This is a genomic window from Streptomyces sp. NPDC088747, from assembly GCF_044751025.1.
Lineage (GTDB): Bacteria > Actinomycetota > Actinomycetes > Streptomycetales > Streptomycetaceae > Streptomyces.
The window spans coordinates 251,734-265,230 of record NZ_JBIVKZ010000010.1 but is presented as its reverse complement, the minus strand read 5'-3'; the positions used below and the strand labels follow the sequence as shown (position 1 = coordinate 265,230).

At 74.2% G+C, this 13,497-nt stretch carries 12 protein-coding genes; 10 read left to right on the top strand and 2 right to left on the bottom strand.

Going from position 1 to position 13,497, the window contains the following annotated elements; translation table 11 throughout:
- Window positions 1-110: 110 nt before the first annotated feature.
- The 9 genes from ACIP79_RS24330 to ACIP79_RS24290 all read left to right on the top strand — a co-directional run bounded on the left by ACIP79_RS24330 (window position 111) and on the right by ACIP79_RS24290 (window position 11,111).
- A complete protein-coding gene (locus ACIP79_RS24330; RefSeq protein WP_401226622.1) occupies window positions 111-986 on the top strand; it encodes a carbohydrate ABC transporter permease in 876 nt (291 codons plus the stop codon).
- Window positions 987-1,012: 26 nt separating this feature from the next.
- Complete coding sequence (locus ACIP79_RS24325; protein ID WP_401226620.1) at window positions 1,013-2,176, top strand: LacI family DNA-binding transcriptional regulator; 1,164 nt, start codon at window positions 1,013-1,015, stop codon at window positions 2,174-2,176.
- Window positions 2,173-3,189: a Gfo/Idh/MocA family protein gene (locus ACIP79_RS24320; RefSeq protein WP_401226619.1), complete on the top strand. Its 1,017-nt coding sequence runs from the start codon at window positions 2,173-2,175 to the stop codon at window positions 3,187-3,189. Before ACIP79_RS24325 ends, ACIP79_RS24320 begins: the two co-directional genes overlap by 4 nt.
- Window positions 3,182-4,036: a sugar phosphate isomerase/epimerase family protein gene (locus ACIP79_RS24315; protein ID WP_401226617.1), complete on the top strand. Its 855-nt coding sequence runs from the start codon at window positions 3,182-3,184 to the stop codon at window positions 4,034-4,036. The genes ACIP79_RS24320 and ACIP79_RS24315 overlap by 8 nt, the downstream gene beginning before the upstream one ends.
- A gap of 235 nt (window positions 4,037-4,271) precedes the next feature.
- Complete coding sequence (locus ACIP79_RS24310; RefSeq protein WP_401226616.1) at window positions 4,272-5,165, top strand: SIS domain-containing protein; 894 nt, start codon at window positions 4,272-4,274, stop codon at window positions 5,163-5,165.
- Between the two features lie 19 nt (window positions 5,166-5,184).
- On the top strand, window positions 5,185-6,186 hold the full coding sequence (locus ACIP79_RS24305) for an ROK family protein (RefSeq protein ID WP_401226614.1): 1,002 nt from the start codon (window positions 5,185-5,187) through the stop codon (window positions 6,184-6,186).
- Complete coding sequence (locus tag ACIP79_RS24300) at window positions 6,183-7,142, top strand: 1-phosphofructokinase family hexose kinase (RefSeq protein ID WP_401226612.1); 960 nt, start codon at window positions 6,183-6,185, stop codon at window positions 7,140-7,142. Before ACIP79_RS24305 ends, ACIP79_RS24300 begins: the two co-directional genes overlap by 4 nt.
- Before the next feature lie 16 nt (window positions 7,143-7,158).
- Window positions 7,159-8,040, top strand: a complete 882-nt coding sequence (locus ACIP79_RS24295; protein ID WP_401226610.1) for a class II fructose-bisphosphate aldolase — start codon at window positions 7,159-7,161, stop codon at window positions 8,038-8,040.
- A gap of 101 nt (window positions 8,041-8,141) precedes the next feature.
- Complete coding sequence (locus ACIP79_RS24290) at window positions 8,142-11,111, top strand: polysaccharide lyase family 8 super-sandwich domain-containing protein (RefSeq protein WP_401226608.1); 2,970 nt, start codon at window positions 8,142-8,144, stop codon at window positions 11,109-11,111.
- Window positions 11,112-11,332: 221 nt separating this feature from the next.
- On the opposite strand, the gene ACIP79_RS24285 is transcribed toward ACIP79_RS24290, so the two are convergent.
- On the bottom strand, window positions 11,333-12,250 hold the full coding sequence (locus ACIP79_RS24285; protein ID WP_401226606.1) for a hypothetical protein: 918 nt from the start codon (window positions 12,248-12,250) through the stop codon (window positions 11,333-11,335).
- Complete coding sequence (locus ACIP79_RS24280) at window positions 12,150-13,250, bottom strand: hypothetical protein (RefSeq protein WP_401226604.1); 1,101 nt, start codon at window positions 13,248-13,250, stop codon at window positions 12,150-12,152. Before ACIP79_RS24280 ends, ACIP79_RS24285 begins: the two co-directional genes overlap by 101 nt.
- Here ACIP79_RS24280 and ACIP79_RS24275 point away from each other — a divergent pair.
- On the top strand, window positions 13,242-13,448 hold the full coding sequence (locus ACIP79_RS24275; RefSeq protein WP_401226602.1) for a hypothetical protein: 207 nt from the start codon (window positions 13,242-13,244) through the stop codon (window positions 13,446-13,448). The two genes, ACIP79_RS24280 and ACIP79_RS24275, sit on opposite strands and share 9 nt — an antisense overlap.
- Window positions 13,449-13,497 lie beyond the last annotated feature (49 nt).

The window sequence follows — 13,497 nt, the reverse complement described above, 5'->3', positions numbered from 1 at the left end:
ACCGCCCTCGCCTCCCTGCCCCCGTACCCCTGACCCGGTCTCACGCTCTCCGACCGAGGCACCCGCTGTCCCTTCCCCCTACGTCCGCATCGCACCACGGAGGTCCACCGATGGCCGTCGCCAGTCCCGGCCGAAGTCCCGGCCCGCTCACCCGCCGGCCGCGCCGCCCCGGCCACGCCACCGGAGTCGCCCTCGTCTGGCTGTTCGCCGCCTTCAACATCCTGACCGGGCTGTGGCTGCTGGTCTCCTCGGTCAAGAGCGCCGACGGCATCTTCAGCTCCCCCTGGAAGATCCCGACCGACTTCCACTGGGACAACTACTCCCGCGCCTGGACCGGCGGCATGTTCGGGCAGGCCGCCGCCAACACCCTGCTCGTGGTGGGCGGCACCGCCGTACTCACCGTGCTGCTGGCCGCGCCCGCCGCCTACGTCCTCAGCCGGGTCACCACCCGCCTCAGCGGCCCCTTCACCATGTTCTTCGCACTCGGCCTCGGCATCCCGGCCCAGGTGGTGATGCTGCCGCTGTTCGTCGTCATGAACCAACTACAGCTAGTCAACAGCCTGTTCGGGCTGACCGTGGTCTACGTCGCGACCTCGCTGCCGTTCGCCGTGTTCTTCCTCACCGGCTTCTTCACCACCCTGCCGGTCGAACTGGAGGAGGCCGCCGCCCTCGACGGCGCCTCCCCGCTGCGCACCTTCTGGCAGGTCATGCTGCCGCTGGCACGCGGCGGACTGGTCACCGTACTGATCCTCAACGTCATCCAGCACTGGGGCGAGACCGTCTTCGCCCTCGTCTTCATCCAGACCACCGACCACCAGACCCTCTCCCTCGCCCTGCTCGGACTGCTCCAGCAGATGCAGTACAACGGTGCCGACTGGGGCGGCCTGTTCGCCGGAGTCGCCATCGTGATCCTGCCGGTGCTCGCCGCCTACATCTGGCTCGGCCGACGGATCATTGAGGGAATGACCGTCGGTTCCGTCAAGTGAGCCGCTCGACAGGGGGACTGACCACCATGAACGCCGACTCCGGCTCCCGTGACCTGAAGTTCCGCCAGCTCGCCGCCGACCTGCGGCAACGGCTCGTGCAGGGCATCTGGCCGGCCGACTCCCGGCTGCCCACCGAGAAGGAACTCGCCCACAGCAGCGGCACCTCGGTCAGCACCGTGCGCCGCGCCGTGGACGAACTGGTCGCCGAAGGGCTGGTGGTACGGCGTCAGGGTTCGGGCACTTTCGTGGTCCCGCCGAGCGCGCCCGCCCCGGGCCGCGCCCTGGTCGGCGTGATGGTCCCCGACACCGCTTTCTACTTCCCCAAGGTCCTCCAGGGCATCGAGGAGACCCTGTCCGCCGCCGGTGCCCGGCTGCTCCTCGCCTGCTCGGGCTACGACCAGGCCCGCGAGGCGGGCGACCTGCGGGACATGCTGGACGCGGGCGTCGACGGCCTCCTCGTCGTCCCCACCCTCAACGGCGCAGAACCGGCCGCCGACGTCCTGGCCAGGCTCGCCGCGCTTCCGGTACCGACCGTCCTCATGGAACGCCGGACCGCCTCCCTCACCGACACCAACACCACCGTCTGCACCCACCACGAGGCCGGCGCCCACGACGCCGTCCGGCACCTCGCGGCCCTCGGCCACCACCGCATCGGCCTGGTGCTGCGCGACTTCAGCCCCACCACCGGCCCGGTCGCCGACGGATTCCACCAGGCCATCAGCGAACTCGGCGCCGTCAGCACCGAGTTCCGGGCCGCACGCCAGGAGTGGAGCCCGGCGGCGGCCGACCGCTGCCTGGCCGCCCTGCGTGAGGCGGGCGCCACTGCCGCCGTCTGCTTCGGCGACCGGCAGGCCGCCCTGCTGCTCACCGCCGCCCGCCGGGCCGGGATCACCGTCCCCGGCGACCTCGCCCTTGTCGCCTACGACGACGAGATCGCCGACCTCGCCGACCTGCCGCTCACCGCGGTGGCCCCGCCCAAGGAACAACTGGGCAGAACCGCCGCCCGCCTCCTGCTGCGACGTCTGGAGGACCCCGCCGAACCGGACGTCCGGATCCTGCTGCGGCCCACCATCACCGTCCGCCAGTCCTGCGGAGCGACGGCCGCCCTCGCCGCCACCGGTACCGGCGCGACCGCCGCCACGACCCCCACCCCGCCGCCGACCCCCACCCTCCAGGAGAGCACCCCGTGAGCGACATCCGGCTCGGCCTGATCGGCGCGGGCGCCGTCGGTGCCCTGCACGCCGACGCCACCACCGGCACCCCCGGCCTGCGCGTCACCGCCGTCTGCGACCTCGACGCCACCACCGCCCACCGCGTGGCCGGCCCACTGGCCGCGGCCGTTTTCACCGACCACCGCGCGCTCATCGCCTCCGGCCTGGTGGACGCGGTCGTCGTCAACACCCCGCACGCCCTGCACACCGGCATCGTGACCGACGCCGCCGCGGCCGGACTGCACGTACTGGTCGAGAAGCCGATGGCGACCAGCACCCGGGACTGCACGCTGATGCAGCGCGCCTGCGAGGCCGCCGGGGTGCTGCTGTTCGTCGGCCACATCCAGCACTTCCTGCCACCGATGGCCGCCGCCAAGGCCGCCGTGGACGCGGGCGCGATCGGCCGGATCCTCGCCGTGCACGACTGGCGGACCACCGACTACCGCCCCGGCAGCCGTCCCGCCTGGTTCTTCGACCGGGCCGTCGCCGGCGGAGGCGTGTTCTTCAACATCGGCACCCACTGCGTGGACCGGCTGCTGTGGCTCACCGGCAGCCAGGCGGTCGCCGTCACCGCCACCGCGGCGACCCGGGGCGGGCTGCCGGTGGAGACCGACGTCCTGGCCCGGCTGGAACTGGCCGACGGGACGGCCTGCCACATCGCCGTCACCAGCGTCCTGCTGCCGCCCCGCGACGAACTCACCGTGATCGGCGAGCGCGGCACCCTCCTCGTCGCCCGGGGCCTCGGCGCCCGCCTGCACCCCGACGACGGCTCCGCGCCCGTGCTGCTGGCCGCCGAGTCCGAGGACGACGTCCCCAACGCCTTCCGCGACCAGCTCACCGCGTTCGCCGCGGCAGTCCGCGGGGAGCGGCCCAACGCGGTCACGGCCGACTACGGCCGTCGGGTCGTGCAGACCGTCGAAGCCGTGTACGCCGCCTGCGCCACCGGGCAGCCCCAGATCCTCCCCACACCGCTGGAGGTGCCCGTTGGCTGATCCCGCCGCCCCGCGCCCCGCGCCCCGGCCCGTGTCCTGGGAGCCGGCGTTCAGCACCCTCGGCTGCCCGAACGCCGGCGTCCGAGAGGTCGCCCGGCTGGCCCGCGAACACGGCTGCACCGGAGTCGAGTTGCGCTGCGACCCGCCCGAAGGACTACTCACCCCGCGCACACCGCCCGCCGAACTCGCCGAGACAGTGGACCTGTTGGACCGGGCGGGGGTGCGGACACGATGGCTGGCCGGGTACGTCCGGGTCGCCGACCCCGGCGTCACCGACACCGAATGCCTGCTCGCCCTCGCCGAGTTGACCGCCCTGGCCGCCGAGGTCGGCGCGGTGGGCATCCGAGTCTTCCCGGGCGCGGACCGCCCCGGACCGGAGGCGGACGCGCGGGCGGTACGACGACTGCGCGCCGCCGCCCCGCAGGCCGCCGACGCCGGAACCTCCCTGCTGCTGGAGACCCACGACTCCCACCCCGGGGGCGCCGACGCCGCCCGGGTCCTGAGCGCGGTCGACCACCCGGCGGTCGGCGCGGTGTGGGACGTACTGCACACCTGGCGGGCCGGGGAGAGCCCGGCGGAGTCGGCCGTACTGCTCGCGCCCTGGCTGCGGCACGTCCAGGTGAAGGACGCGGTCTCCCGGCAGGACCCGCGTCCATGCCTGCCCGGCACCGGCGCGGTCCCGCTGGACGCCGTACCCGCGGCCCTCACGGCGGTGGGCTACCGGGCCCACCTCAGCCTGGAATGGGAGAAACGCTGGTACCCGGAGATCCCGGGGCTGCCACAGGCGCTGGCGCACACCGCGCGGGCACTGGGACTCCCTGACACCTGGGCGGCACCAGGCCACTAGTCCGGCCTGGCGCGACAAGCCCACGCACGCCCGCACGCCCGCACCCCCGCACCCCCGCACCCCCGCACCCCCGCACCCCCGCACCCCCGCACCCCCGCACCCACATCAGACCGCGGCTGTCTGTCCGAGCCGCGGCCTACCCCCCGCACGCCCTCTCCCCCGCACGCCCCTACGCCCCTCCCCTCCTTCCCTCCCCTCCTTCCTCCCGTTCCTCCCGTGAAAGGCAGGACACCCCGTGTCGTACACCCTGGACGAGATCGCCACCCAGCCCGAGTGCTGGCTGCGGGCCGCCGATGCCGCCGTGGAGGCCGCCGACGCGCTGCCGCGGGCCGGTGAGGACGTTGCCGTCATCGGCTGCGGGACCTCGCTGTACATGGCCCGCTCCTACGCCGCCCTGCGCGAAAGCGCCGGTCACGGACGTACCGACGCCTTCGCCGCCTCACAGTTCCCGGCCGGCCGCCGCTACGAACGGGTCATCGCTCTCACCCGGTCCGGCACCACCTCGGAAGTCCTGCGGCTCATGGAGGAGTTGGGGCGCGACGCCCGGACCGCCGTCCCGGTCACCGCGATCACCGCGGACGGAGCCACCCCGGTGGCCGCTTCGGCGGGCCAGGTGATCGTGCTGCCGTTCGCCGACGAACGCTCTGTCGTGCAGACCCGGTTCGCGACCACCGCCCTCGCGCTGCTCCGCGCCCACCTCGGCGAGGACCTAGCCCAAGCCGTCGAGGACGCCCGCGGCGCGCTGCTGGATCCCCTGGACCCGACGCTGGTCGCGGCCGAGCAGGTGACGTTCCTGGGGGACGGCTGGACCTGCGGGCTCGCCGACGAGGCCGCACTGAAGATGCGGGAGGCGGCGGGTTCGTGGACCGAGAGCTACCCGGCCATGGAGTACCGCCACGGCCCGATCAGCATCGCCGCCCCCGGGCGCGCGGTCTGGGTGTTCGGCCCGGTCCCCGCCGGTCTGGACGAGGACATCGCCCGCACCGGCGCCACCCTGGTCCACACCGGGGGCCTGGACCCGCTCGCCGGCCTGATCCTCGCTCAGCGGCTGGCGGTGGCCCGCGCCGAGGCCGCCGGGCTGGACCCGGACCGGCCGCGCAACCTGACCCGTTCCGTCGTGCTCGGCTGACCGGGAAGGACCGCGCGCGATGAGGAACAGCAGCCCGCCGCCCGGCCTGGTGGTCGCCGTCGATGTCGGCGGCACCGGGATCAAGGCCGCGCTGGTGGCACGGGACGGCTCCGTGGTGCGCTCGGTGCGCCGGGAGACGCGGCGGGAAGCGGGGCCCGCGGCGGTGCTGGACCGGGTGACCGCGACCGCCGCCGAACTCGCCGCCGCCTGCGTGGCATCGACGGGGTCGGCGCCCCTGGCGGCCGGAGTGGCGGTGCCCGGCCTGGTCGACACCGCGCGGGGCGTGGCCCGGTATGCGGCCAACCTCGGCTGGCGGGACCTGCCGTTGCGTGACCTGCTGACCGAACGGCTGGGCCTGCCCGTCGCGTTGGGCCACGACGTGCGGGCCGGCGCGCTGGCGGAGGGGCGGCTGGGCGCAGGCCGGGAACACGACGACTTCCTGTTCGTCGCCCTGGGCACAGGCATCGCCGCCGCCCATGTCCGCGAGGGCCGGGTGTTCGAGGGCAGCCGGGGCGGCGCGGGCGAACTCGGCCATCTGGTCCTGCGTTCCGGCGGCGGACCACGCTGCGGCTGCGGCCGCCGGGGCTGCCTGGAGACGCTCGCCTCGGCGTCGGCGGTGGCCCTCGCGTACGCGGAGGCGAGCGGGCATGCCAGGTCCTCGCGGAAGGCCCCGCTCACGGGCGGAGGCGTACGCCCCGGGCTGGAGATCCCCGTCACCGCGGAGGGTGTGCGCGACCTGGTGCGGGCCGGTGATCCGGTCGCCCGACAGGTCTGGCGCCGGGCCGTGCACGCGCTCGCCGACGGCCTGGCCGCGTACACCGTGCTGTGCGAGCCCGAACTGGTCGTCCTGGGCGGCGGGTTGGCTCGCGCGGGCACCGATCTCACCGACCCGCTGCGCGAGGCACTGGCTCGGCGGCTCCCCTTCCACCGACCGCCCGAACTGGCCCTCGCGGCGCTCGGCGACCGGGCGGGCTGTCAGGGCGCCGCGCTGCTCGCCCTGGACCTGGCGGTGGCCGCGTGACCATCATCACCGTCACCCTCAACACCGCCGTGGACGTCACCTACACCGTCGACCGCATCCGTACCGGCGCCGTCCACCGGCTCGCCGACGCCCGGCACCGGGCAGGCGGCAAGGGGGTGAACGTGGCCCGGGTGCTGACCACGCTGGGGCGGTCGGCGCTGGTCGCGGGGCTGGTGGGCGGTCCGACCGGACAGCTGGTCCGACGGGACCTGGCCGCCTCCGGGATGGCCCAGTCGCTGACCGCCGTCGCCGGGACCACCCGGCAGACCGTGACCGTGGTCGAGACAGCGGCCGGGGACGCCTCGGTGTTCCTGGAGCCGGGCCCGGAGGTGAGCGCGGCCGAGTGGCGTGCGTTCACCGGCGAGTACGTCCGGCTGCTCGGCGGGGCGCGTGTGGTTGTCCTGTCGGGCAGCCTGCCACCCGGACTCTCCGAGGACGCGTACGGCCAACTGGTCGCCGCCGCCCGCCGGGTGGGCGTCCCTGTCGTCCTCGACACCGCCGGTCCTGCGCTGCTCGCGGCTCTGGACGCCGGGCCCGACCTGGTCAAGCCGAACGCCGTCGAGCTGCGCGAGACGGTCGGCGCCGGGGACCCCTTGGCGGGCGCCGAGGCTCTGCGCCGGGCCGGAGCGGGGTCGGTGGTGGTCTCACTGGGCGCCGAGGGGCTGCTCGCCGTCACCCCGGACGGAGTCTGGCGGGCCCGTCCGCCCGGGCCGCTGGCCGGGAACCCGACCGGTGCCGGAGACGCGGCAGTCGCCGCCCTGGCCGCCGGGCTGGCCGACGGTGCCCCGTGGCCGGAGCGGCTGCGGTCCGCGGTGGCACTGTCCGCCGCGGCCGTACGGGCCCCGCTCGCCGGCGACTTCGACGCCGTGACCTATCGCGATCTGCTGCCACGGATCGCCGTGACCGCCCTGACCGCACCGCGGCCGGCGGACCCGGTCGACGACATCCCTTCGTGATCACCAGGAGAACGACATGCCCCTCGTGGGAACCGGAACCCTCGCCGCCACCGCCGGCGCGGAAGGCCGCGGGCTCGGCGCCTTCAACGTCATCCAGCTCGAACACATCACCGCCATCGTCGCCGCCGCCGAGGAGACCGGCTGCCCGGTGGTGCTCCAGATCAGCGAGAACACCGTCCGCTACCACGGCGCCCTGCGCCCGCTGGCCCGTGCCGCGCTCAGCGCCGCCGAGGATGCCCGGGTCGCTGTGTCGGTCCACCTCGACCACGTCGTGTCGCCCTCGCTGGCCGAGGAGGCCGTCGCGCTCGGAGTGCCGTCGGTGATGTACGACGGCGCCGCCCTCCCCTACGCCGAGAACGTCGCCGCGACCGCCGCACTGGCCGAGCGCTGCCGTCGGCGCGGGGTGTGGGTGGAGGCCGAACTGGGCGAGGTCGGCGGCAAGGACGGCGCCCACGCTCCCGGGGTGCGCACCGACCCCGGCGAGGCCGCGGCGTTCACCGCCGCCACCGGGGTCGACGGGCTCGCCGTCGCCGTCGGCACCTCGCACGCCATGCTCACCCGGGACGCGGCGCCCGACTTCGCGCTGATCCGCGCGCTGCGGGCGGCGGTTCCCGTGCCGCTGGTGCTGCACGGTTCGTCCGGGGTCGGCGACGCGGGACTGGTGGAGGCGGTCGCCGCCGGCATGACGAAGATCAATATCTCGACGCATCTCAACTCCCGGTTCACCAAAGCGGTGAGGGACGACCTGACTGCCCATCCCGGTTCGGTGGACCCCCGGCGCTACCTCGGCGCGGGCCGGGACGCCGTCACCGCCGAGACCGCCCGGTTGCTGCGGCTGCTGAACCGCCCGCGGGCGGCGGTCGCGGTGTCCGCCACCGAACCGGCCGCCGCCCGCTGACTCCGCGGCCTCCCAACTCCGCCGGCTCCGCCAACTCCGCCCGCTCCGCCTGCTCCGCCAAGCTCCCCGGAACGTCCTCACCTCGTGAACGGAGTACCAGCGTGTCCGAGAAGTTCCCGCAGGTCACCACCGACGTCACCACTCCCCTTCCCCGATCCGCCGGCGCGTCCTTCGGCCGCCGGGGTTTCCTCACCGCCACCGCGCTGGCGCTCGCCGGACTGGCCGGGGCTCTCCCCCTCGGCCCCGGCGCCACTCTCGCCCACGCCGACGAAACCGCCGCCGACCCGTACGAGACCCTGCGGCTACTGTGGGCGGACATCCTCACCGGCGGGGCGATCGACACGGACGACGAGGCCTACGCCACCGCGCTGACGGCCGTCTCCGGCACCGCCACCACCCTGTGGAACACCCTGGCCCCGGACGCCGGCTCCCCCTCCCTCTGGCCGGACCTCCCCCTCACCACGACCACCCCCGCCAACCTGACCGCCAGCAGCAAGCAACTCGCCGCGCTGGCCACGGCGTACGTCACCCCCGGCACGGTCGCCACCGACGGCAGCGGACGCGTCCTGCACGGTGATGCCGCGCTCGGCGCCGCGATAGCCGACGGCCTGGACTTCGTCTGCACCCACCTCTACGGCGCCGACACCGCGGAGACCGGGAACTGGTGGGAGTGGGAGGTGGGTTCACCCCAGGCACTGCTCAACACGGCTGTCCTGGTACGCCCCTTGCTGACGACCGCCCGCCTGGACGCGCTGCTCGCCGCCGTCGACCACTTCGTCCCGGACCCGACGCTCAACCGGTACGGCGCCAACCGCACCGTCTCCACCGGCGCCAACCGGGTCGACCTCTGCCAGGTCGTCGCCCTGCGCGGCGTCCTCGGCGCGAGCTCGGAGCGGCTCGGCGCCGCCGTCGCCGCGCTCTCCGCGGTCTTCCCGTACGTCACCTCGGGCGACGGACTGTATGCCGACGGCTCGTTCGTCCAGCACACCTGGATCCCCTACACCGGCACCTACGGCATGGTGATGCTGCGCGGTCTCGGGGTGCTCTTCCAGCTGTTGGACGGCTCCGACTGGGCAGTCACCGACCCGGACTCCGCCAACATCTTCGGCGCCGTCGACACCGCCTTCCGGCCCTGGGTGTGGAACGGACTGTGCATGGACGCGGTACGCGGCCGGGCGGTCAGCCGCCCCGCCGAGACCGACTTCTACGACGGCAACCTGATCATCCAGTCGGTCCTGCGGGCAGCCGAGTCCGCGCCCGACGCCGCGCAGGCGGCCCGCTTCCGGAGCCTGGCCAAGGGCTGGATCACCCGGGGCGAGGAGGTGGCGCCCTTCTCGGCCACCGCCGGCGTCGCGGGCATCGCCCTGGCCGGCCCGGTGCTGGCCGACGACTCGGTCCCGGCGGCCGAGGAGGGGACGGGGCACGTCCAGTTCCCGTCGATGGACCGGGTGGTGCACCGCCGCGACGGTTGGGCCTACGCCCTCGCCATGTCCTCGTCCCGCACGGCCCGTTACGAGTGCAGCAACGGGGAGAACCTGCACGGCTGGCACACCGGCGACGGCATGGGCTACCTCTATCTGGCCTCGGACCCGACTCACCACACGGACGGCTACTGGCCCACCGCCGACCCCTACCGGCTGCCCGGCACCACCGTCGACACCCTGCCCCTCGACGACGGGGCGGGCACCGGCAGCCGGTCCGCCGCCGTCTGGTGCGGCGGGGCGAGCCTGGCCGGGACGTACGGCAGTGTGGGCATGGACTTCCGGCAGTACGGGTCCACCCTGACCGCCCGCAAGTCCTGGTTCCTGCTGGACGACTCAGTGGTCTGCGTCGGCTCCGCGATCACCGGGGGCAGCGGCGCCGAAGTGACCACGGTGGTGGAGAACCGCAGCCTGCACGAGGGCGGCCACAACACCCTCACCGTGGACGGCGTCGCCCAGCCCGCCACCACCGGCTGGTCGCAGACCCTGTCGGTGTCGTCCTGGGCGCACCTGGAGGGGGTGGGCGGCTACCTCTTCCCCGGCGGCGCCACCGTCGAGGCGGCCCGCACCGACCGCACCGGCTCCTGGAGCGGCATCAACACGCTCAACGGCACGACCGACCAGCTCACCCGCCGGTACGTCTCCCTCTGCCTGCCCCACGGCACCGCCCCCTCCGACGACTCCTACGCCTACGTACTGCTGCCCGGCCTCAGCCACACCGCGACCCGGGCGCGGGCCGCCGCACCGACCGTCACGGTGCTGTCCCGGACGGCGGGCGCGCACGCGGTCCGGGACGAGGCGAGCGGGGTGATCGCGGCCAACTTCTTCACCGCGGGCAGCGCGGGCGGGATCACCGTCTCGGCACCTTGCTCCGTCATCACCCGGCAGCACGGAGGCCGGGTGACGGTCGGCATCTGCGACCCCACCCGGTCCTCGGGGACGGTCACCGTCACCCTTTCGGTGGGCGGCACCCTGGTCGACGCCGACGAGGGGCTCACCGTGACCTCCGCCACCGGCTCGCCCGCCCTCACTCTCACCGCCGCGCTGTCCGGCACCGCCGGCGCCACCCGGGAGGCCACCTTCACCCTCGCCTCGGCCGCGCTCACCCCGGTCGCCGACACCTACGTCCGCGACGGTTCGTACGCCGCCACCGCCTACGGGGCGGCCACCACCCTGGTCGTCAAGAACGCGACCGGCACCGGCTACACCCGGCAGGCCTATCTGACCTTCGACACCGCACCGGTCCTGGGCACCGTCACCACCGCCACCCTCTCGGTGTACGGATACGTCTCCGACTCCGGCGGCACCTCCGCAACCCTCACCGCACACAGCGTCGACGCGACACAGTGGACCGAGTCGGGCCTCACCTGGGACACCCGGCCCGCCCTGGGAACGGCACTCTCGAACGCCGTCGCCACCACGACCAAGGCGCCCCTCCTGTTCGACGTGACCGCCGCCGTGGTGGGGAACCTCGGCGGCCGGATCACCATCGCCCTCACAGAGGACTCCCCGGGGCTCGCGGTGATCCTCAACTCCCGTGAGAACAGCGTCAGCCCGCCGCTTGTAACCCTCACCCTGGCTGACGACTGACGACTCCAGGGGCCAGGGACGGGGCCGGTCCGGCCCGTCTCTGGCGACCGGGGCATGGCGCGGGGCTGGAGGGGCGCACGCTCCGGAACCGACAGTGCGCCTGTTGGGGGTCTGGGGCAAGTTCCGTGGTGTGCCAGACCCCCAACTCGAGATGTCCAGGCGGGGTTGTGCCGGAGTTCGGGATAAGACCGCCACGGGGCCGCCCTGCGGGGTGGCGGTGTTCAGCGCCGGGCTGCCATGGCTGCCGCGACCTTGGCCAGGATGCGGTGCAGGACGGGGACCGGGATCGCCGGATTGGTGACCGCCTCGCATGCCGTGTCGCGGTCGTGCAGCAGCCCGGCAAGGACGCGGGCCGGCAGCCGAGGATTGCGCACCGCGATGCCGCGGACGTGGGCCGCCGGGTCGTTGAGCAGCCGCACCGCGTCGGCCGGTGACAGCCGGGGGTCCTCGGCCGCGCGGCGGCGCACCTCGGCTTCCGGGTCGCGGGCGAGGCGTGCGACGTCGGCACGTGTGGACTGCGGATCGTCCAGGGCCAGGCGGCGCATCCGCCCATCGGGGTCGCCGGCGTAGCGCAGCAGGCCCGTACGGGGGAAGTTGGGGTGGCTGCGGGGGCGGCCGGGGTGCGTGAAGCTGCCGTCCCACCAGCGCCAGACCTCCAGCAGCATCTCGGCCGGGGCGTCGTCGCACGATTCGGCGAGGAACAGGCGGACAGTGCGGTCCTCGTCCCGGGCCAGACGTTCCACGACGTCCGGTGGAAGATGCCGGGCACGGGCCACGCTTCGGCGGATGAGCGGATGGGACGATACGGCGAGGCGGCGCATCGCGTCGGCGTCATCGTGCAGGTCCTTGACCCAGGGCAGAGTGTGCGACATCAGGGTCGGGTCGAAGTCGTGGCGTACCGCGGCACGCTGTTCTTCGTTGAGGTCGGGCCGCAGTACCACCGCCGAGCGGATGTCGTCGTTCGGGTCCTGAGCCAGGACGGTGACGCTGTGGGCACTGAGCTGCGGGTTGGCGGCCAGCGCTCGGCGTACCTCCGTGTCATCGTCCCGGACCAGCTCCGCCTCCAGCTCGGGCGAGAGACGGCACTGTTCGAGTGCGCGCCGGGGCGCGGGCAGCGCGGCAAAGACCTCGCGGGGCATGGGGACGGCGGTGTGGTGGGCGAGCAGCGCCGCCGTGCGCACCGCGTCGTCGGTGTCGGCCAGCAGTCGTGCCCGCAGCGGCGCGGCCGTCTTCCCACCGGGCGCAGGCCGCCGCGCGCACCTGGGGATCGGCGTCGGCCGCGAGGCTGGGGAGGTGGTGCGGGGGAAGCCTCGGGAGTTCGGCGGCCTGAGCGCGGGAGGAGCCGGCGAGGAGGTCGTCGTAAAGGTCCTCGGGCAGTTCGAAGCCCCGGGCGCGGGCATGCTCGGCCCAGAGCACGCGCCGGCTCGGCGACGGTTCGGCGCGGACCAGGCGTACCCACTGATCGGATGTGAGCTTGGGTCGGAAGGTGTCCGCGGGCCTCGACCGCACTTGCGGATCGGGATGCGCCAGGGCGGCGTCGAGTACGGCAGGCCGGTCCCAGTCGTGCAGCAAGCCCGCCTCCACGTCCAGCAGTCGGATCAGGAGTTCGTCCGTCGCGGCCGGATTGGACCCGATGCCCTCGGCCCAGTGCAGAGGCCACGCACGTGGGCCGGGCACCGCCGCCCACACCTCGGCGCGTTCGGCCTCCGTCTCGCGCCCGGCGGCCGCGGCGGCTTCCTCCAGCCGCTCCGGCAGCCGGTCGAGGGCCGTCACCCGAGGCCCGTCCGCGCCGGGCACCTGCGCCAGCAGCACCTGCCCGTCGAGGGAGAGCGCCACGAACCCGGGGTCGCCGGTCAGCTCCGGCACACCGCTCCCGGTGCACCGGACCCGGGTCCACCAGGAGTCGTTGCCGCCGATCCGGTGTCCGAGAACGGCCACCAGGAACTCGCCGTCGGCATCGCGAAGGCGGCGCCACCATGCGGCGTCGAGCGCTTCCCGGGCCGCGCCGTCCGGTGCCGCGATCCCCCGCGCGATCCGCCAGCCGGCTTCCGGCGGGAACAGGCTGCCCGGGAGCACGTCCTCGACGACCGTGAGTCCGGCGCGTTCGAGTAGTTCGTGGAGTTTCTGTTCGTGCGGCACCCGGTCATGATCCCCATCGGCCCATGGTGGGACAAGGCCCTCAGCCAGGCGCACCGCCTTCACAGTCGATGTCGCTCCCCGCCCGCCAACGGCTTCGACGCACCCCACGAGGAGGCCAAGTCGACCTACGAGGGGATGGACTCCGCCCTGGCGGGCTGGTTCCAGTTCCAGTGCGGCGACGAGGCTACGGGGGGCTGATCGGCCCGCATCCTGGTCAGGAAATGCGGGTGCTGAGTCCTGGGCCGTG